20 protein-coding genes and 1 tRNA gene are annotated in these 18,809 nt (G+C 53.9%); 4 read left to right on the forward strand and 17 right to left on the reverse strand.

Features of this window, described 5'->3' with window-relative positions; all coding sequences use genetic code 11:
• The first annotated feature begins 465 nt into the window (after nt 1-465).
• Entirely contained in the window at nt 466-756 is a 291-nt protein-coding gene (locus VEB01_RS07770) for a TolC family protein (RefSeq protein ID WP_324874300.1), read from the forward strand.
• A gap of 1 nt (nt 757) precedes the next feature.
• Here VEB01_RS07770 and VEB01_RS07775 read toward each other — a convergent pair whose 3' ends face one another.
• From VEB01_RS07775 to VEB01_RS07810, 8 genes are all read right to left on the reverse strand, one after another.
• Complete coding sequence (locus VEB01_RS07775) at nt 758-1,879, reverse strand: Fic family protein (protein WP_324874302.1); 1,122 nt, start codon at nt 1,877-1,879, stop codon at nt 758-760.
• 689 nt (nt 1,880-2,568) lie between these two features.
• The gene (locus VEB01_RS07780; protein WP_324874304.1) at nt 2,569-2,874 is read right to left on the reverse strand and encodes a hypothetical protein; all 306 of its coding nucleotides are present in this window, start codon (nt 2,872-2,874) and stop codon (nt 2,569-2,571) included.
• On the reverse strand, nt 2,861-3,499 hold the full coding sequence (locus VEB01_RS07785; RefSeq protein ID WP_324874306.1) for a hypothetical protein: 639 nt from the start codon (nt 3,497-3,499) through the stop codon (nt 2,861-2,863). Before VEB01_RS07785 ends, VEB01_RS07780 begins: the two co-directional genes overlap by 14 nt.
• 141 nt (nt 3,500-3,640) lie before the next feature.
• Nucleotides 3,641-4,417, reverse strand: a complete 777-nt coding sequence (locus tag VEB01_RS07790) for a hypothetical protein (RefSeq protein ID WP_324874308.1) — start codon at nt 4,415-4,417, stop codon at nt 3,641-3,643.
• A gap of 118 nt (nt 4,418-4,535) precedes the next feature.
• Nucleotides 4,536-4,612: transfer RNA gene (locus VEB01_RS07795), tRNA-Arg, on the reverse strand.
• 21 nt (nt 4,613-4,633) lie between these two features.
• The gene (rep, locus tag VEB01_RS07800) at nt 4,634-6,643 is read right to left on the reverse strand and encodes a DNA helicase Rep (protein WP_324874310.1); all 2,010 of its coding nucleotides are present in this window, start codon (nt 6,641-6,643) and stop codon (nt 4,634-4,636) included.
• Nucleotides 6,643-8,160, reverse strand: coding sequence for a YifB family Mg chelatase-like AAA ATPase (locus tag VEB01_RS07805; protein ID WP_324874311.1), 1,518 nt, complete (start codon nt 8,158-8,160; stop codon nt 6,643-6,645). The genes rep and VEB01_RS07805 overlap by 1 nt, the downstream gene beginning before the upstream one ends.
• 20 nt (nt 8,161-8,180) lie before the next feature.
• On the reverse strand, nt 8,181-8,432 hold the full coding sequence (locus tag VEB01_RS07810) for an accessory factor UbiK family protein (RefSeq protein ID WP_324874313.1): 252 nt from the start codon (nt 8,430-8,432) through the stop codon (nt 8,181-8,183).
• Nucleotides 8,433-8,711: 279 nt separating this feature from the next.
• On the opposite strand from VEB01_RS07810, the gene glnK reads away from it, so the two are divergent.
• Nucleotides 8,712-9,050, forward strand: coding sequence for a P-II family nitrogen regulator (glnK, locus tag VEB01_RS07815; protein ID WP_324874316.1), 339 nt, complete (start codon nt 8,712-8,714; stop codon nt 9,048-9,050).
• 14 nt (nt 9,051-9,064) lie between these two features.
• A complete protein-coding gene (locus tag VEB01_RS07820) occupies nt 9,065-10,513 on the forward strand; it encodes an ammonium transporter (protein WP_324874318.1) in 1,449 nt (482 codons plus the stop codon).
• A gap of 85 nt (nt 10,514-10,598) precedes the next feature.
• Here VEB01_RS07820 and trxC read toward each other — a convergent pair whose 3' ends face one another.
• The 8 genes from trxC to VEB01_RS07860 form a co-directional block, all read right to left on the reverse strand.
• Entirely contained in the window at nt 10,599-11,018 is a 420-nt protein-coding gene (gene trxC, locus VEB01_RS07825; protein WP_324874320.1) for a thioredoxin TrxC, read from the reverse strand.
• Nucleotides 11,019-11,043: 25 nt separating this feature from the next.
• A complete protein-coding gene (locus VEB01_RS07830) occupies nt 11,044-11,349 on the reverse strand; it encodes a hypothetical protein (RefSeq protein WP_324874322.1) in 306 nt (101 codons plus the stop codon).
• 104 nt (nt 11,350-11,453) lie between these two features.
• Nucleotides 11,454-13,148 (reverse strand): transporter, encoded by a 1,695-nt coding sequence (locus VEB01_RS07835; RefSeq protein ID WP_324874324.1) that lies wholly within the window; start codon nt 13,146-13,148, stop codon nt 11,454-11,456.
• Between the two features lie 373 nt (nt 13,149-13,521).
• Nucleotides 13,522-14,946, reverse strand: coding sequence for a sigma-54-dependent transcriptional regulator (locus tag VEB01_RS07840; RefSeq protein WP_324874326.1), 1,425 nt, complete (start codon nt 14,944-14,946; stop codon nt 13,522-13,524).
• Between the two features lie 118 nt (nt 14,947-15,064).
• Nucleotides 15,065-15,568 (reverse strand): hypothetical protein, encoded by a 504-nt coding sequence (locus VEB01_RS07845; protein WP_324874328.1) that lies wholly within the window; start codon nt 15,566-15,568, stop codon nt 15,065-15,067.
• Nucleotides 15,569-15,585: 17 nt separating this feature from the next.
• Nucleotides 15,586-16,302, reverse strand: coding sequence for a C39 family peptidase (locus tag VEB01_RS07850; protein WP_324874330.1), 717 nt, complete (start codon nt 16,300-16,302; stop codon nt 15,586-15,588).
• Entirely contained in the window at nt 16,299-16,658 is a 360-nt protein-coding gene (locus VEB01_RS07855) for a hypothetical protein (protein ID WP_324874332.1), read from the reverse strand. Before VEB01_RS07855 ends, VEB01_RS07850 begins: the two co-directional genes overlap by 4 nt.
• Before the next feature lie 99 nt (nt 16,659-16,757).
• Nucleotides 16,758-17,552 carry a hypothetical protein gene (locus VEB01_RS07860; RefSeq protein WP_324874334.1) on the reverse strand — a complete coding sequence of 265 codons (795 nt, stop codon included), beginning with the start codon at nt 17,550-17,552 and terminating at the stop codon, nt 16,758-16,760.
• 581 nt (nt 17,553-18,133) lie between these two features.
• Here VEB01_RS07860 and VEB01_RS07865 point away from each other — a divergent pair.
• Nucleotides 18,134-18,553: a secondary thiamine-phosphate synthase enzyme YjbQ gene (locus VEB01_RS07865; RefSeq protein WP_324874336.1), complete on the forward strand. Its 420-nt coding sequence runs from the start codon at nt 18,134-18,136 to the stop codon at nt 18,551-18,553.
• A gap of 68 nt (nt 18,554-18,621) precedes the next feature.
• Here VEB01_RS07865 and VEB01_RS07870 read toward each other — a convergent pair whose 3' ends face one another.
• Nucleotides 18,622-18,765: a DUF2897 family protein gene (locus VEB01_RS07870; protein WP_324874338.1), complete on the reverse strand. Its 144-nt coding sequence runs from the start codon at nt 18,763-18,765 to the stop codon at nt 18,622-18,624.
• Nucleotides 18,766-18,809: the final 44 nt, after the last annotated feature.

Genomic DNA, 18,809 nt, shown 5'->3' on the forward strand with positions numbered 1-18,809 from the left:
TCCGCAAGGCTGGGCAACGCACCGTCGAGGCGATTGGGGACGCCATCGGCGAACTGTTGAATCAGCTGACTCCGGCCGAATGCACGAACTACTTCCGGAACGCCGGTTATGCCGTATAGCCGACGTGAAAATGCTCTAGCCCAGTTATCGGCGACGCTCGGCGGCTTGCTCTTCTCGCTCCTGGGCGGGTGCGGCACGGCGCCTGACCGGGACGCGAAAAACGTGGACCCGGGATTCCGTCATACTGGACGGCGGCGACAACCCCACCGGAATCGGCTTCCGAGCATTGGGTCGAATCATTCGCCGATTCGACTTTGAGTACCCTGGTACGCGAGGCCTTGGCGGGCAACTACGACCTGAAGACCGTGGCGGCCCGGGTGGACGCCGCCCGGGAGCAAGCCCGCATCGACGGCGCCGGGGCGCTGGCCGCAGCTTTTTTTTGCGCCGGGCTACGAGCGCGCCCGGGTGCACAGCGCCGCTTTCGGCGCCTTCGAAGCCTTGTTCACGCTGGATTGGGAACTGGATGTGTGGGGCCGGATACGGGCCTTCCAACAGGCCGCCTTTCAAGACGCGAATGCAACGGAAGCCGATTTCCATGCCGCGCGGTTGTCTCTGGCGGCCCGGACGGCGCAGAGCTATTTCGAACTGGCCGAGGCGAAGCTTCAGGCGGAAGTCGCCGAACGCTCGATCGAAGACTGCCGCACGATTGCCTCACGCCGGCCGAATGGCTGGTTAGATGCTGGACCATGCCTTTAGATCACCACACGATTTCATACCCGCTACTGCGCCCACCCTTGTGGGTCGGCGTGAGACAGCCTTTTTCGACCAACTCGGACAGCTCGCGATAAGCCGTGGCTCGGCTGGTTTTCGTAAGACTCATGTACTTGCGGGTATTGATCCCGCCCTCGAATCCTTCGGGTCCGGCATCCAGCAAGCGATTGAGTGCCTTGCGTTGACGCTCGTTCAGGTCGATGGCCTGGTGGCGAAGCCAGAACCGAGCCTTGGCCAGCGTATTGGCGACCGTCCTTTCCGAGGCAGTAGCCGAGGATTCGACCTGGCTCAAAAACCAGGTTAGCCAGTCGGTGACATCCACGCCATCCCGCTGCGTGCGTTCGAGGATGTCGTAATAGCTTTCCCTTTCCCGGAGGATCTGTGCGGACAGGCTGAAAAAGCGCATTGGCTGGCGCTCGTCCTGGGACAAGGCCATGTCGGTGATGGCGCGGGCGAGCCGGCCGTTGCCGTCCTCGAAGGGGTGTAGCGTCACGAACCAGAGATGCGCCAACCCGGCACGGATGAGTCCGTCCAGATCAGCCGGGGACGCGTTAAACCACGCCAGAAAACGATTCAGCTCGTGGTCGAGCCCCTCGCGAGGCGGCGCGGTGAAATGGACACGCTCATGACCGATGCGCCCGGAAATGACCTGCATCGGCTCATCGCCACGCAGCGAACCCGTCCGGATTTGATGCAGGCCCGAGTAGCCCGTTGGAAACAAGGCCGCTTGCCAGGCGCACAGCCGCTCGGCCGTCAGTGGTGACTCGAAGTGTCGGGTGGCGTCAAGCAGTACCTCAATCAAGCCGTCGACAGCGCGTGGGGGTACGGGCAAGCCGGCGGTGGGCAAGCCAAGATGGCGTGCAACAGACGAGCGAACCGCATCGAGATCCAGCCGCTCCCCTTCGATGGCGCTGGTCGTCACCCCATCCTCGACCAGAATGGCCGCCACAGCCTCAAGCATCAGATTGGCATCGAGCAGCCGGGTGGCGCCGAGCACCTTGCCTTGTGCCAGCCGCGCACGCGCAAGCACTGAAGACAGAGCCCCCTGATCCCAGCGAAATTGCGGCCAGTCAGCCTGCTGCCAGATCCACACCTGAAACGTTTGCATGCCTTATTCGCTCCACATAATAAAGCGATTATTGGCTCTAATCGCTTCACGGGCAATTATCGCGCCCGGATAGCAGGCATTGAGGACACATCTCTGGATTGTGAAAGTGCTTCTGATGGTCAGTCCTGTGGCGGAATACGCTTCACTAGTCCGCTCTACGAACTACGAGTTTTCATCCACGCCCGACTATCCAGCCGGAGTTCTTTTAGGTTACGTAACGGATAATCGCCATGCCTGAAAAACTCAATCTCTCGATCATCCTCAAGGCTGTCAATCAGGCAACCAGCAAGGGCATGCGGTGGATGTTGACTCGGGATTACTAAACGCAGCGTGGTAAGCATCGCGCTTTACTGCCCGGCTTCGGCTGGGTTTCTTTTTTGAATCTATTAGGCTGGGGAGCCGTACCGGAGTTCGCAGAGTTAGTCTGTAACTTGCAGTCTTGTGATCGCGGCATGGAGGCGTTTTGCCACATCAACGGAAGCATCTATTAGCTTGCTCATCCCTTCAATTGAGATTGTATCGGTTACGTTTGACGTTTTGAGCTGCCTCATATCCGGAACTCCGATCAAATCCGGCGGATCGTTTTCCAAATCGCTTTCTGCGTTCCAAGCTGGAAGGACTGGGTTGTGGGCAATCCTATTCCGCCATTTGGAAAGTTCCTTTACTTCAATCCAAAGTGTTCTGATTTCTTACTTATCAATGCTAGAGATCGTAGTAGATCCTTCTACAAGCTCCAAAATGCGATCAATACGGCTGGCTAAAAGCCGATCAAGGTTCTTGTTGAAGTCCTGCCGCGTGGCTTCGAGCGTATTCAGATACTGATACGATATTAGTTCAATGCTTGCGAAGTTAAGCATGTACGCCCCGATCTTCAAAGGCCACTGCCCCAAAAACGCTGCGTTTATTTCAACTGTGATATTGGCGAGAGATCTGAGATGGCTTATGTTGCGGCTATGGCTGCTGATCTGCTCGATTGATGTGTTATGCGCATCCAAGGTACTCCGCCTCGCTCATGCCCACGATGTTCTCGCCAGTACCAACAGCCCACAAGCGCTCTGCGGTCTGCCGAAATGCTTGGCATAGCCCCATGTCTTCAGCAGTTCGCAGCTTACCAAGATAGATTTTGAAGTGCTGCTCTACCCCCTGATAAACGCGCAAGGGGTTTAGGATGATTGACGCAATACCGGCGTGAGTGTTGAGAGAGCCGTTAGGATTCTTTGGATACGTGAGAAAGAAAGCCTTTGCACCGGCGCGGCTGTAATTGACTTTGTGCGTCATCATGCCCTCATGCGCGAGACCACACCTGATGTGTTTGTAGATTGCCGTCGCAGCGTCTTCTATTCCAGCAGACTCGGAATGGAATACCTGGCAGAAGCCTTTAATGAAAAATTCTTTCGATCTGTGATTACTGTCCTCTCCGCTCATATAGCTTTGAATTGTCTCGAAATACGAGCATAGGATGGTCATTGCGGCGATGTCACCATGAGGCGAATTTAGTAGCAGCCATACAGGAGAAAAAATATAATTTCTCCATAGATCCTCGAACACATCGACCAAATCGAGAAAACTAGGGTTTTCGACCTTTTCATGCGAATAACTTGGGCTGATCCGGGCATCCATAGAAACTCAGGATAATTGCGTAACAAGTAATTAGGTAGTTCTGATTATTACTCCATTCCGGATGATAGCCAGGAACTTCAACATCAAGTAGATCACGAGCGATGCCTGGATGCCAGTATTCGGCCAAGTTTCTTTTTTGAACTAACAAATTCTTGGGTAATTAAAGCCTAGCCGTGACCAGTATCTAACCCGGGCTAACTGCTCTTGAAGAAAACGGCCTTTCTCGGATGTGTCGGACATATGGCTACACATGTAGGCTGCTATGTCTGCTAGCTGGAGCATCGGAGCTTCGTGAGCTTTCAAAATAGTTGGCTGAAGCTGGAAAACATTCCCATCCGTGGCGCCAATGTCTGAAAAACCAGAATAATGGCTATCGGCTCGCCTTCCGTGCGCGCCGATAACAAATTTGAGCTTGGTTTTATCTTCTGCGAGAAAAATTTCACATTCTGATGCGGTGGGGCCGTGGGAGCCATCTGGCGGGACAGCAAAGCAAAGATTAGCAAGCTTGCCGATTATCACTTTTCCAAAATCCTGGTCTATTTCCGTGATCGGTAGCTTTGTAGTTGATACGTCATCCTTATTCACAAGCTCCAATTCTTTCCCGATTGCGCTTTGACAAACAGAAAGATCCGCTACGGCATAGCGAAGGATCACGCCGGTTTGATTCATGATAGTTACGGCGCGTGCAGCAATCGAATAGACATCTTTAGGTGAGAGATGAGAGAGGCCGGCCTTCTCTTTCGGGTGCCGGTTAAAAAGAATCTTACAGTGCAGCGGAACATGGGCGGGGACCTTGTATTTCTCCTTCAAGACAGCCAGCCGCGTTTCTACTTGCTTAAGGCGAGTGCGGGGAATGATGACAACCGCAAATACAAGCGTGTTCGTGTTAGGGAAGTGGCTGTCGTCCCCGAAAGCCAAGTACGGTGCAGCACTGCTTGACCCGACTGGCAGAGTATTCGTGTTGTTATGAGGTTGCACCTGGGTTGCACCGGCACAAAATAAAAAAGGTCAGCTTTCGCTAACCTTTTGATTTGAATGGCGCGCCCGAGACGACTCGAACGTCCGACCTTTGGCTCCGGAGGCCAACGCTCTATCCAACTGAGCTACGGGCGCATGCGGCGCATTCTACAGGAATTAGGATCGGTTTAATAGGTTTCGGACGGCCGCAAAGCTGTCCATGGCCCTTTCTTTTTTAAGTTCGGGATCGAGTGCCCGCCGTTCCGGCCATTCAAGCTCCTCTTCCGGCAGCTCGTTCAGAAAACGGCTCGGCTCGCAGTCCATCATTTCGCCGTGGCGTTTTCTATGCGTGCAATAACTCATCGTAAGATGCTTCTGCGCACGGGTAATGCCTACATAGGCCAGGCGGCGTTCTTCTTCGATCGTGTCTTCTTCGATGCTGGTCTGGTGAGGCAGCAGGTTTTCCTCCATTCCGACCAGATAGACATACGGGAACTCCAATCCTTTGGCGGCATGCAGCGTCATCAGATTGACCCGGTCGCCGGCATTTTCTTCCTGGTTGCGATCCAGAACATCGAGCAGCATGATCCGGGAAACAACTTCCGCGAGGCTCTTTTCTTTCTCGTCTTCCTTCGCGATGCGTTTGAGCCAGTCGGTCAATTCGCGGACTTGCCCCATCTTGCGCCGGGCGGCGTCTTCGCTGACCGCATTTTCCCTCAGCCAATTCTCGTATCCGATCTTGGCGATGAAATCGTCGACCACGGCGAAGGTGTCGCCGCGCTGAGCCCGATCGGCTACATCGGTGATCCAATCGGCGAAGTGGCGCAGGCGCTGAATGGCCGGCTCGCCGAGAGACTGCTCAAGCCCCAATTCGAAGCACGCCGAAAACAGACTGATATGCCGCCGGTTGGCATAGGCACCGAGTTTTTCCAGGGTCGTCGGCCCGATCTCGCGACGTGGCACGTTGACGACGCGCAGAAAAGCCGCATCGTCGTCCGGATTCACCAGTAACCGGAGGTAGGCCATGATGTCCTTGATCTCCGCGTAGCCGAAGAAGGACATTCCCCCGCTGATGAAATAAGGGATGGCGTGCTCCCGGAGAGCGCGCTCGAAAGGCCGTGACTGATGATTGCCGCGGTACAAGATCGCGTAGTCCTGAAAACGCGTGGCGTGGCGAAACTTGTGGTGCAGCAAGTCGGATGCGACCTGCCGCGCTTCGGCGACCTCCTCTTTGTGCGTGAGAACACGCAGCGGATCGCCATAACCCAATGCGCTCCATAGGCGCTTTTCGAACACGTGGGGATTGTTGGCGATGAGCTTGTTGGCGACTTTCAGAATCCGCCCGGTCGAGCGGTAGTTCTGCTCCAGCTTGATGACCTTGAGCCGCGGATAATCGCGCTGGAGTTGGGCGAGGTTTTCCGGCTGCGCCCCACGCCACGCGTAAATCGACTGATCGTCGTCGCCGACCACGGTAAAACGGCCCAGCTTTCCGGTCAGCAGCTTCACCAATTCGTATTGGGTCAGGTTGGTGTCCTGATACTCGTCCACCAATAAGTAGCGTATCCGGTTGCGCCATTTATCGAGAATTTCCCCGTGCTCGTGAAACAACAGGACCGGAAGGAGTATCAGGTCATCGAAGTCCACCGCATTGTACGACTTCATATGCCGGACATATTCGGCATAAAGCTGAGCGGCAAGGTGTCCGTCCCCCTGCCCTTCCGCGATCGCCCGCTCCGGCGTCACGAATAGATTCTTCCACCGGCCGATGCGCGAGATATAGCTTTCCGCCTCGTCGATATCCCAGCTTCCCGTGCCGTGTTTGACCAGCTCCTTAGCCAGCGCCAGACGATCCTGTTCATCGAAAATGGAGATGTTTTTCTTGAAGCCGAGCGCCCCGTGCTCCTGACGCAGGATTTCAAGGCCCAACGAATGGAAGGTGGAAACCGTCAAGCCGCGGAGTTCCTTATCGGAAAGGAGCTTGCCGACGCGGCTCTTCATTTCGCGCGCCGCCTTGTTGGTAAAGGTGACGGCGGCAATGTGCTTCGCCGGGGTACCGTGCTTGACCAAATAGGCGATCTTTTCGGTGATTACCCGCGTTTTGCCGCTGCCCGCCCCGGCAAGAACGAGAAGCGGACAATCCAAAGTAGTGACGGCAGCGAGCTGCTGCGGATTCAGTTGAGAGACCATCAAACGACTGAAGATACGCGGTCGAGCCGCCGGAAGGCTATGGCTTCGCTGAGATGCGGAACGGTGATCTTTTCCGCACCGGCGAGATCGGCAATCGTGCGGGCAAGTTTTAGGATGCGGTGGTAAGCCCGATGCGACAATCCGAACTTTTCGGTAGCCTGCTCGAGCAAGCGGTGTCCTTCGTCGGTCAACTGGCAGTACTGTTTGATTTCTTGAGGCGCCATCGAGGCGTTCGGCTTTCCGGTTCGCTGCAAGGCTATTTCCCGAGCCGCCACCACCCGCCGGCGAATGTCGGCGCTCTTGTGCTCGCCGCCCGGCGTACCGTGGCGCAGCATATCCTGGGAAACGCGCGGCACCTCGATATGCATGTCGATGCGGTCGAGCAAGGGGCCGGAAATTCGCGCGCGGTAGCGCTGAACTTGTTCCGAGGTGCAGCGGCAGCGTCCGGACGCATCTCCCAAGTAGCCGCATGGACAAGGATTCATCGCGGCGATCAGTTGAACCTGAGCCGGGAAATCCGCCTGCCGGGCGGCTCTCGAAATGGTAATGCGACCGGTCTCCAGGGGTTCTCTCAAAACTTCCAACACTTTTCGGTCGAATTCGGGCAATTCGTCGAGGAAAAGCACGCCATTATGCGCCAAGGAGACTTCTCCCGGCTTGGGGTTGCCCCCGCCGCCCACCAAGGCGGGAGCCGAAGCCGTATGATGTGGAGAACGAAATGGCGGTATACGCCAGCGACGCGGATCGTAAGGCAAATCGCTAACCGACGCGATGGCCGCGCTTTCCAAGGCTTCTTCGTCGGTCAATGGCGGGAGAATGCTCGGAAGCCGCGCCGCCAGCATGGATTTGCCGGTTCCCGGCGGTCCGAGCATCAGGAGGTTGTGCCTTCCGACGGCGGCAACTTCCAGGGCGCGCTTGGCGTGATAGTGTCCATGCACGTCCGCGAAATCGGCGAGTTCCTCCAGACCGGCAGCTGCTCCCTCGGACGATTCGAACTGGATCTGCTGCTGGCCATTCAAATGGGCGCATACCTCGAGGAGATGGCGTGCCGCAAGAACTTTCGCTCCCTCGACGAGAGCCGCTTCGCCCGCATTCTCGCTAGGCGCAATCAATGCCCGTCCAGCATTTTTCGCTTGCATCGCCACCGGCAGCACGCCGCTCACCGGACGCAACTCCCCGCCCAAGGAAAGCTCGCCCACGCATTCGATCCCGTGAAGGTGTTCGCTCTTGATTTGTCCCGAAGCCGCCAAGATGCCTAATGCGATCGCGAGATCGAAACGGCCACCCTCCTTGGGAATATCGGCGGGCGCCATGTTCACGGTAATTCGCTGGAGCGGAAATTCGAACTGACAGTTCAGCAAGGCTCCTCTTACTCGATCCTTGCTTTCTTTTACCGCCGTTTCCGGAAGACCGACAATGGAGAGACTCGGCAGGCCGTTGGAAATGTGCACTTCAACGGTGACTAAGGGGGCTTCGATACCTTGCCTACCCCGAGTGAAAACGACGGCCAGGGACATGAATTCCTCGCCCGTCCGATTTATCGGCTGACGATCTGTTTTTCCAGCTCGGCGACTTGAGCTTCCAGCCGTTCCAACTGCTCCCGTGTCCTCGCGAGGACGGCGGTTTGCACCTCGAACTCTTCCCGGCTGACAAGATTCATCTTTGCGAAAGAGCCCTGAAGAATCGCACGGAAGTTCTTTTCCAAATCGTCCTGCAACCGGTGAAAGTCGGTCGGTACGGCCTCAGCGAGACGCCTGGCGAGATCATTTAATGAAATTTTATCGAACATGGCGGAAAGAATAGCCGAGTGATGCGGTGAGCGTCCAGTAAAACGCCTCCCTGCCGGCGCGCACCGGACAAGTGCAACCCAAACCGGACGCTCTAAGATGGTGCATTTTTACAGATAGACAGATTGACGATCGTATTTTTCACTATACCTGCAGCGCAAAAAACCACTTGGCATAGGTTCTGCTTTCAGGTCGATGAGCGCCTCAACACTGAGCAGGGCTTCGCCGGTTCAGCGCCGAATCAACGGCGGCGTCCGCACATCCCATAGGAGAACCCTTACATGAAATTTGTGACCGCGATTTTAAAACCGTTCAAGTTGGACGACGTCCGGGAGGCCTTGTCCGATGTAGGCATTTCCGGCATCACTGTAACCGAAGTAAAAGGATTCGGCCGGCAGAAAGGACACACGGAGTTGTACCGGGGCGCCGAGTATGTGGTCGATTTCCTGCCCAAGGTGAAGCTCGAAGTCGCGGTAACCGACGAACAGCTCGATGCAGTGATCGAGGCCATTTCCAAGACGGCGAATACCGGAAAGATCGGCGACGGCAAGATCTTCGTATTCAATCTCGAACAAGTCATTCGTATCCGCACTGGCGAAACCGGGGCGGAGGCACTTTAAGGAGAAAAAACAACATGAAAAAAATCCTGACCGCCTTCTTCCTGTTCATATCGCTAAGCCTTACGGGCTTTGCATTCGCCGAAGAACCCACCGTCCCGGCAGACGCACCGGCCGTCGAATCGGCCGCGCCTGCGGAGGCTCCGGCGGCGACGCCAGTTCCCGAAAAAGGGGACGTTGCCTGGATGATCGTGGCTACCGTGCTGGTCATATTGATGATCGTTCCGGGGCTTGCATTGTTTTACGGTGGCATGGTGCGCACCAAGAATATGCTGTCCGTCCTCATGCAGGTGTTCGTGATTTTCTCGTTGATGGCGCTGCTATGGGCGATATACGGCTACAGCATCGCGTTTACCGAGGGGAACGCCTTCTTCGGCGGGTTCAGTAAAGTATTCCTGAAAGGCGTCACGCCGGAATCGCTCGCAGCTACCTTCAGCAAAGGCGTCTATGTTCCGGAGTATGTCTACGTGGTATTCCAGGCGACCTTCGCGGCCATCACGCCGGCCCTGATCGTCGGCGCGTTCGCCGAGCGCGTGAAATTCTCCGCCGTGCTGTTGTTCATGGTGCTGTGGTTCACGTTCGCCTATCTCCCAATGGCTCATATGGTCTGGTTCTGGGCGGGTCCTGATGCCTACACGGACGCCGCGGCCGCCGAAGCCGCCGGAGCGACTGCCGGTTTTCTTTTCCAGAAGGGAGCTTTGGATTTCGCCGGCGGGACCGTGGTACATATCAACGCCGGTATCGCCGGACTGATCGGCTGCCTGTTGATCGGCAGACGAATCGGCTACAAAAAGGAATTTATCGCACCCCACAGCGTTACCATGACCATGATCGGCGCATCGCTGCTCTGGGTAGGCTGGTTCGGCTTCAACGTCGGATCGAACCTCGAAGCCAACGGCCTCGCCGCCATGGTCTTTGCAAATACCTTACTCGCGACCGCCGCAGCAACCCTGGCCTGGATGTCAGCCGAGTGGCTCGCCCGAGGCAAACCCAGCATGTTGGGCGCAGCGTCGGGGGCAATCGCCGGGCTCGTCGCCATCACGCCGGCATGCGGCTTCGTTGGGCCTATGGGCAGCATCGTTCTCGGCCTGATCGCCGGTACCGTCTGCTTCTGGGCAGTTACCAGCCTGAAAAATATCTTGGGTTATGACGATTCGCTCGATGTGTTCGGGGTTCATGGCATCGGCGGCATCATCGGCGCATTGGGCACCGGCATATTCGCGTCTCCTGCGCTCGGCGGAACCGGCGTATACGATTACGTTGCCAATGCGGTCGGGGAATACAACATGATGGCCCAAGTCACCAGTCAAGCCTGGGGCGTGGGAACAGCCATCATCTGGTCCGGAGTCGTTTCCTTCATTGCTTACAAGATCGTGGATATGCTGATCGGGCTCCGGGTTACCGAAGAAATCGAGCGTCAAGGGCTCGATATTACCGAGCACGGCGAAACCGCCTACCATCTCTAGCTCTCTCTGACACCCTCGTTGTCTTGTCCGTGATGGGCGTCCTCGGACGCCCTTTTTTTAAAGTGCAGTGCCGAATCGAGCCCGGTCAGCGGGACAAAATCCAACTGCGGAGATTTAGCGCATTCATGGCGCCCGTCACTCGATCGATTTCTCTTCCGGCCTTAAACAACACCAAGCTGGGTATGCTGCGGACATTGAACTGCCCGGCGAGACCGCTTTCCGCATCTACATCGACTTTGGCAAAACACACCTGCCCGATCAGTTCACTGGCCAACTGCGCGAACACAGGCGCCATTGTTTTGCACGGCCCGCACCAACTCGCCCAGAAATCGACTACAATGGGTAAATCGCTTTTTCCAACATAGGCTTCAAAATTCCCCTGGGTCAGGGTTACCGGTCGTCCGCTCAGGATTTCTTGCCGGCAACGCCCACACTTCGGATGATCCTTGAGCCGCTCCGGTGGAACGCGGTTTACCGTCATACAGAAAGGACATACGACGTGCATGGCTGCGTCTCCAAGAATGCTTCTGCTATTCTTCCAGGTCGAGATCCGCGTTCCACCCCAAAGCTTTCGCCCGAGTTACGGCCTCTTCCTGAATGCGCAGGTACCGCTGGCGAAGCTCCTCAGGAAAGTTGCGCACTGAAAATCCATAATGGTCCCAGGTCTCGTGAACCTTTTCCCACAGACTCTCAATGCCTGCCGCTTGCCATCCGGCGCACGTTTCGGATTCGGCAATCAATCCGAAAGCCCAAGCGTCCCGGATAATGCGGCCAATGTCCGTCATACCGCCGTAAAGATCGTTATGGATTCCGACATAAGGTTCGGTTTTTTTCATATCGGCGCACAGATACCAACTAAAGGGTCATTCTACAAAGGTCCCGAATGAAGCGCAGCATCTTTGCCCCTGTTGATTTCCTCACCTGCAAGAACAAGCAGAACCTATTGGAAAGGACTGAAGGACATCGGCAATCTCAGAGTCAGCCTGACATCCGGGGCATCATCCGTGGCCCCGAGGCTAACCGAGAGGTTTAAGCTGGTGTCTCTTGTGAGTTTAAAGGCATACCCCAAAAGGAACTCCCCGATATCCAAACTCGACCCTGGAACGGATGTTCCGTCCACATCAGTCTCCAACACATGTTTATGCGAGTATCCGATGCTGAAGGATGACCGCTCGTTAATGCTGAACCCTAACCCGAAGCTTCCTCCAATCGAGTCGCCCGGATCGACCGTTCCGATGTTCTCATCGGTCTCCATGTTATAGCCATAACTCAGACTAGCGTAAAACACGGCTGGATCTGTCGGATACAGAGCGGTGATACTGGGCTGAACACTGACGTAACCCGAGCCGGTTGGGAGTTCGGTTGGAAAGCGGGCGCCGGGCACGCCTTGAGCGAGAACAAAATCGACATCGTAGGGGCTTTTTCCAGTGGGAACGGTCATCGCGAGATTTCCTACGAATATGGGCCAGCCCCCGGCTCCGCCGTTAAACTGGTAGCGCGCCGTAAACTCAAGGTCACCCAAACCGGATCCGTCGGCATTAAAGGTTTCATCTACGCCCGCACCAATTGAAACTGCTCTCGACCGTTGTGTGTCCTCCCTATAAAGAAACGGGACACGGCCGCTTACCTCAAGGCGATCGGTAAGGCCATAGCGACCGGTAATCGCACCGATAAACGTATGCCGATCGACTTCTCTGAGGTCGATCAATCCGATGGCAATGGCTGGAATGAACGTGAACGCATCGAGAAAAACCCGATTATTGTTCGCGTAGTTGTATTCCAGCGACGGCTCTACAATTACCTTGCCTTTTGGTGTCAAAACGCCGCCTACGGTTTCGGAAATTCTTGGCAGTTCCGGCGGCTTGGGCTTTGATTCCGGCGCCTGCCCAACGGGGCCGGTAGGTATTGACGGCTGTTTTTTATCGACAGCTTTGACGGCACCGGGAGACGGATTCTCAGCTCGTGTTATCTGTACCGCGCTCGGGCTTGCAGAGGCTGGTCTGGCGGGCGCGCGCCCGGCTAAACGTTCGACCTGATTTTGCAGCAACTGAAGCTTTTGCTGCTGCTCCTGGAAAACCTTCTTCTGATTCTCGAAAATCCGCTGCTGCTCGGCCAGAGCACGCCGCAACTGATCGAGTTCGCTGGCATTCGCTGCTCCACTCGCAACTTTTTTTCCCGCAGGCATAAGAACGGCTTTCGTCTTTCCGGCACCCTTAACGCCAGAGCCTCGGCCGGCGCGCTCTGCCAGTGCCGCTTTCGGAAAATCGATTGAAAACCTCGCCGAGTTTTCGTACGAAACCGGCTCCCAAAATTGGGTGAAGGTCGCGGGCTGTTTCAAGTCAATGACCAGGCGTAAATCGCCATTGCCTTCCGATCCGCCTGAGACGCCGGAAAACAAAGGATGATCTTGGGGAGGTTGCGGAAGCGCTCCGCTGATTCGAGTGCCGGGGAAATGAATAATCAATTGGTTGGGGCCGTCCAATAGGGAAGCCTGCACCGAGATATAGTCCGAAGCTGTTACCTTGAGTCTAAGTACATCGACCGACTCTTCATAGCTTATGCCGGTTATTTCCGCTCCGAAGCAAACGGAAACTAGAGATACCCCTAAAACCGAGGAAATAACTAGTAAACGCAATGACGTACCCTCCCTGGGTCCATGTCTTATTTTTGTGACGTAGAAGACCGTACTTTAATTCGAGTGGTTTGGCAAGTAGGTCTCGAAAGGATGTGCGTGTACTAGATATTATTAGATTTTCTTTAAAACCGTTTTCTTAAAACTAATTCTTACCTCGCCGATTACAAAAGGATGGATAAATATTTCGTACGCGAACGAAATACCTCAATGATGACTGAAAGTCCTCTATTTATGAGATACTATGAATCCGACATCGGCCACGAAAGTATGGCAGACCTATCGATAGCGACTATAAGGTTTGTGTTGTTTTATCGGCCCATTATTAATACAGTTAGATAACAATTAACAATACCCGATTTATCTTAGCCAAAGCTTATCCGGCAACGTGTTCAACACCCGGAACCGTAATGGAATGCTTTTCCATTAAGCGATATAGCGTCACGCGCGAAACCCCGAGCCGACGTGCAGCACTGGTAATGCTCTTGGACTCCGCCAAAGCTAATATCACGGCTTGCTCGATAGCCTTGGCTTTTATCTCCCTAAGCGTTTTTCCGTTAAGCCTCGCGGGGCGCAACAGCCCCAGATCCATCTCGGTGATGAGACGACTTATTGAGAGAACGGCAGCCCGATTTACACAACTCATCAATTCCCGTACGTTTCCCGGCCAGGGATAATCCAAGAGCGTCGCAATTGCTTTTTTGGATAAGCGCTTCGCATTCCGCCTTTTTCCCCGATTGAATCTGTCAACAAAATACTCCGCGATTTCGGCCGCGTCGGTACCCCGATTTCTTAGCGGAGGCACATCAATCTGCAGCACATTAAGCCGGTAAAACAAGTCTTCTCTTATTAGGCCCGTCGCCACCGCGTCTCGCAATCTTGGGCTTGCAGAAGCAATAATTCGTACGTCTATGGGACGTGATTCTTTAGAACCTAGGGGAGTTAATTCCTTTTCCTGCAGAAATCTCAATAGCGAAACCTGTCCTAAGGGGGGAAGGTTTTCGATTCCATCCAAAAATACAGTACCCCCTGTTGCGGCTTCGAAATGCCCTATCCTCTCTTCCACCGCACCGGTAAACGCCCCCTTGTTATGGCCAAAAAACTCGCTTTGCACGAGCGTTTCAGGGATAGCGCCGCAGTTCACGGCAATGAACGGCTTTTCAGCCCGGTGCGACAAGCCGTGGATTGCCCTCGCAATGAGTTCCTTTCCCGTTCCGGTCTCCCCGGCAACGATTACCGGCTCGTCGCTCCGGCTAATCTTCTCGATATCGTCATAGACCAGCGACATCGCTTTACTTGATCCAATCAATCCAAATCTCTGATTGATCGCTAGACGAAGTTCTCCGCGGCTGGCCTCGCCGAGTTTTGCCGCCCCGTAGGCATGCCCTAGCGAATACGCCAGTCTACGGATATCCACGGGAGTCGTATGAAAATCGAAAAAGAAAGCACTTAAAAAAGACGCGTGCTCTATAGAGGTCATGCTTCCCGGGTCGACGATCGCAATCCACTCGGTGGATGCGCTTTCGTTGATTACCTCCAATAATTCGCTTTGCGTTTCCTCACTGAAACTCGCGTCGAGCAGGACAATACCGACATATATATTGCTTGATCGGAGGCATTTTATCGCTTCTCTAGTATCCATTGAGATGTGGGCTTTCCAGCCCTCTCCAGCGAGGCTTTTGGCCAGACCGAGAGAGTCAAGCCAACCTGGCTGAAGCAAAATTACATCCCTAAAATCTGCCCACGCCCGATTGGCCGGAAACACCCTGTCGACACGAGAAATCCCAGCTGTTAGTTCCATGTGCTTTCCCATCCTTTTTATTAGACGAACTACTTAAAGAGCATCTTCCTTATCACTGAAACTGCGGTATAAATCTCATTATCCCGATTATCGCCCCGTAATTCTTGGTCTTATCTCATCACGGCGAGAACCCACGGCTCGACTGTCCCAAGCCACTCAAATCCATACCTTTAATATTTGAAAGCGTTATGTCGACGGACCTTAGTAAATTTATTACCTGATTGTCAAGAGTATTTCCAATAACTGCGACGTTATTCATGGCAGCGTCTGTCATTGCGAAATTGTTGGGACCATTATTAACAGCTACCTGGCGTAGCTGGTCGATGGAAACATCGTTGGACAACTGGAAATGGTCCGAAAATCGCTCTTGACCATTGATGAATACGGACGTGGCGAGCGCTAAATCAACCACCATTCCATTGCCTAAGACGAACCCGCCGCGAAGCTCATCCAGTTCGGCGTCCTTAGCCGCTGCCCAGCCAAGGGTCGAGTCCACACTGCTCCAATCACTTGCAACGCAAACTCTTGTTGTTTGAACAATCAAAGTGGAAAAGATAACACTCAAAGCCACTCGCTTAATGTCAGCACTCTTCGAAACTCGAACATCCTTGCCCGAAATCATAACGTCACCCCTTGTTTCTAAAAATCGAACCTTCCCGGTTGCATTAAGTTGAAGGAGGCGAGGCTACCATTATCAACCGCCATACCCAAGGGGGCTTTTGGACTCAGAAACCATTCTTTTTCATTGTTGAAATAGTTCCCTGCGATATTCTTTTTATCTCGAATGAGGAAAAGAATACGGTTCTCCCACACCTCTCTAAAAGTCTGAAGATCAACCCTTTTCAAACCCACGGCCGGATCTCCGAGTAACACCGTAGCGCTATTGGCACCCTTGATGATGACGAAGTGCAAATATCCTTTGTTGTTAATGATAGTAATCGCCGGCACCTTCGTCTGGACCAACCGCTCCAAGCCAAACTTGTAACCGTCAGCTTTGTAACCTCGACGCTCGAGGTATCGCTTCATGTCCAGCAAGGAAAATCCCTGCTTTTGTATTTTCTGCTGATCGCCATGCTCCCACATGTCGGCAAATACTTCCAATTCGCCAACCGTATCTTCGTAATGGAATGACAGAAGACTCGCCAGTGCCGCCGAACCGCAGCTAAAATCGTACTGCTGTTTCAGGATGGTCTTAAACCGTCTTTCCGCAAAACTCGTTACGCCGATGTTATAAAGTCCCGGCCCCGCTATTCCATCGGAAAACTGTACGGCGCCGGCGTGACCGTCGGACACCGTGCACATAAAACACAGAGCAAGCAAGGAGCTTGAACGAAAAAACCGGTTGCTTTCGTTCATGGCAATATGGTGACGTTTACGACCGTGGAATCTTGAATAATGACGTTGTTTCCGGTGTTCTGAATCACCGATATGATTCCGCCGGCGTCGGTGAACGCGCCACCGTCAATAACGTTATAGGTAGTACTGTTACTGCTAATTGCCTCGTTATTGGCGAGTGTCGCCTTGAGGGCGCCATGGGCAAATGCTAAATCGTCCACGCCCTCACGGCCTCGCTCCTCGTCCAAATCCTCGGTCGCGACCGCTTTGGACGATTCGGAAGCAAATGCAACTTCCTCGTCGAGACCGCTTGCATAACCGGTCGACAAGAAACAGTTAACGAGGAGACATAAGGCTCCAGCCAATCCTTTTTTCATTGCGCACACCTCATTTCCCTCTTAAGGTTTCGCGGAAAGGAGCCGGTGGGCGTTTGCACGCCCACCGGTAGTCTAATCAGACAGCAGTGTCAGACCGATTTAACGGACGTTGACATTGCCGTTGAAAGAGACCTGCTGCTGAGCCAGAGAGGCGTGTCCCAGGTTCTGTACGTTCTGGACGATGCCCGCCGTTCCGTTGAACGAGTTTTCAATGCTGTTGGAAGCGGTCCAAGCCGGCGAGCCGCCATCCGTCTCGCCCTCGATGTCTACACGGACATAGGTCACTTCGCCATCAAGCTTGGCTTCATTGCTGCTGAAGGTAACGTCGCCGTTCCTGCTCGCAGCGGATCCATCATCTGCCTCAACAGATTCGTCGCTCTTGTCGACGATTGCCGTGGCACCATCATCAGCCGCTGCGGATCCATGGTCAGCAGATGTGTAACCTTGATCGGAGGTCACAGTCGAGCCACCCGAACCGGCCGCGCCGGAACCAAGCGATGCAGCCGCGCTTTTGTCCGCATTGTCGGTGTTGAACGAATCTTCCGTCTTCGAGATGTTCTTCGTGTTGAACGAATCGTCAGTCTCGTTCTTCGTGATGTTCTTCGTGTTGAACGAATCCTCCGTCTCGTGCTCGTTCTCGGTCTTCGTGATGTTCTTCGTATTGAACGAATCCTCGGTCTCGTGCTCGGTCTTCGTGATGTTCTTTGTGTTGAACGAATCCTCGGTCTCGTTCTCAGTCTTCGTGATGTTCTTGGTTGTCGTATCGGTCAGAGTATTGGTATTGCCATTACTGCCATCTTCGTTCTCGATTTCCGGGCCCGCCCATGCGCCAGCCGAGAAACCCAAAGCCAGGCTGATGCTAGCGGCCAACAAAGTCGTCCTGAAATTTTCCATGGCATGTCTCCTTGTGAATTGATGCTGAGTTGAATCTAGCTCTAACCCAGAGCATTCTTCCGAACGCCGCTATATCCTTACCAACATTCGTACCAGATAACTACTCAATTGTTTTTAAAGATTTTTTCGATATCACGTGTCACTCATTTTTGTAAATACAATGGAACATCCGAATCTTCCAATCTCTTCCTCGCAGCCCAATTCTCTGCATTCTTATCAGCCAAGCCTTACCAAGGCCTGACAGGAGCAACTGTACGCCATTGATATATAAAGCCTTTCATGTAACAAGTGTCACTCCCCCATTTGACCCACAAATGTAAAATTTTCTGACACCGCGACTGTGCTGCCATTTTTTTCCTTCCTTTGGTGACTCGTATGTCCTAAAAGGTGCCGCAAACAAGACAATCGGCCCTTTAACCGCAAAATTGGAGATATCAACAGCATCACCGCGAAGCCCATGGCGTCGCGGGTACGAATCACGGCTTGAGAACGACATCAATCTGTCGCACCATTCGCCATTACGAATAAATTAGCTCTACTTATCCTTCGAAAAATACCAAGACAACAGGAGAACCTCGGGCATGAAAAGTTATCGCAAAGAGCTTTGGTTCGACGCCCCAAGCCGGATCGCCTTTATAAACATTACGCATCAGGTAGAGGCGTGCCTTAGGGAAAGCGGGGTACGCGAAGGTCTCGTTCTGGTTAATGCCATGCACATTACCGCATCGGTCTTCATCAACGACGACGAATCCGGGCTGCATCGCGATTTCGAAACCTGGCTCGAAAATCTGGCGCCCCATGAACCGATCAGCCGTTATTTTCACAATCGTACCGGCGAAGACAACGGCGACGCGCATTTAAAACGGCAGGTGATGGGCCGGGAGGTCATCGTAGCGATTACCGGCGGACAGCTCGACTTCGGACCGTGGGAGCAAATTTTTTACGGCGAGTTCGATGGCTGCCGCAAGAAGCGGGTTTTGGTGAAGATTATCGGCGAATGAACCGATCGATGACGGTGGAAGCAGACTTCAATCTGCAATCAGCGGCGGTCGCTTCCACTGGAAGCGCTTTACCAGTTCTCCTCATCGTCCTTATAAGGTTTCGGCTTGACCGAATCGGGGATCTTGGGCTTTTTCGCGGTTCGAAGCAGAACCATCAGATTACCTAGAACAATGGCGACCACCAGCACTAGTACGATCCAAAACATTCCCATAACGATTATATCTTCACAAACGTATGACTAAAGCTCTAGGATAA

The organism is Methylocaldum sp., assembly GCF_035627495.1.
Taxonomy (GTDB): Bacteria; Pseudomonadota; Gammaproteobacteria; order Methylococcales; family Methylococcaceae; genus Methylocaldum.

Coding starts and splice junctions, on each gene's coding strand:
- VEB01_RS07775 (WP_324874302.1), bottom strand. CDS start 1,879: ATGCAAACGTTTCAGGTGTGGATCTGGCAGCAGGCTGACTGGCCGCAA.
- VEB01_RS07785 (WP_324874306.1), bottom strand. CDS start 3,499: ATGGATGCCCGGATCAGCCCAAGTTATTCGCATGAAAAGGTCGAAAAC.
- rep (WP_324874310.1), bottom strand. CDS start 6,643: ATGGTCTCTCAACTGAATCCGCAGCAGCTCGCTGCCGTCACTACTTTG.
- VEB01_RS07805 (WP_324874311.1), bottom strand. CDS start 8,160: ATGTCCCTGGCCGTCGTTTTCACTCGGGGTAGGCAAGGTATCGAAGCC.
- VEB01_RS07810 (WP_324874313.1), bottom strand. CDS start 8,432: ATGTTCGATAAAATTTCATTAAATGATCTCGCCAGGCGTCTCGCTGAG.
- glnK (WP_324874316.1), top strand. CDS start 8,712: ATGAAATTTGTGACCGCGATTTTAAAACCGTTCAAGTTGGACGACGTC.
- VEB01_RS07820 (WP_324874318.1), top strand. CDS start 9,065: ATGAAAAAAATCCTGACCGCCTTCTTCCTGTTCATATCGCTAAGCCTT.
- trxC (WP_324874320.1), bottom strand. CDS start 11,018: ATGCACGTCGTATGTCCTTTCTGTATGACGGTAAACCGCGTTCCACCG.
- VEB01_RS07830 (WP_324874322.1), bottom strand. CDS start 11,349: ATGAAAAAAACCGAACCTTATGTCGGAATCCATAACGATCTTTACGGC.
- VEB01_RS07840 (WP_324874326.1), bottom strand. CDS start 14,946: ATGGAACTAACAGCTGGGATTTCTCGTGTCGACAGGGTGTTTCCGGCC.
- VEB01_RS07845 (WP_324874328.1), bottom strand. CDS start 15,568: ATGATTTCGGGCAAGGATGTTCGAGTTTCGAAGAGTGCTGACATTAAG.
- VEB01_RS07850 (WP_324874330.1), bottom strand. CDS start 16,302: ATGAACGAAAGCAACCGGTTTTTTCGTTCAAGCTCCTTGCTTGCTCTG.
- VEB01_RS07855 (WP_324874332.1), bottom strand. CDS start 16,658: ATGAAAAAAGGATTGGCTGGAGCCTTATGTCTCCTCGTTAACTGTTTC.
- VEB01_RS07860 (WP_324874334.1), bottom strand. CDS start 17,552: ATGGAAAATTTCAGGACGACTTTGTTGGCCGCTAGCATCAGCCTGGCT.
- VEB01_RS07865 (WP_324874336.1), top strand. CDS start 18,134: ATGAAAAGTTATCGCAAAGAGCTTTGGTTCGACGCCCCAAGCCGGATC.
- VEB01_RS07870 (WP_324874338.1), bottom strand. CDS start 18,765: ATGGGAATGTTTTGGATCGTACTAGTGCTGGTGGTCGCCATTGTTCTA.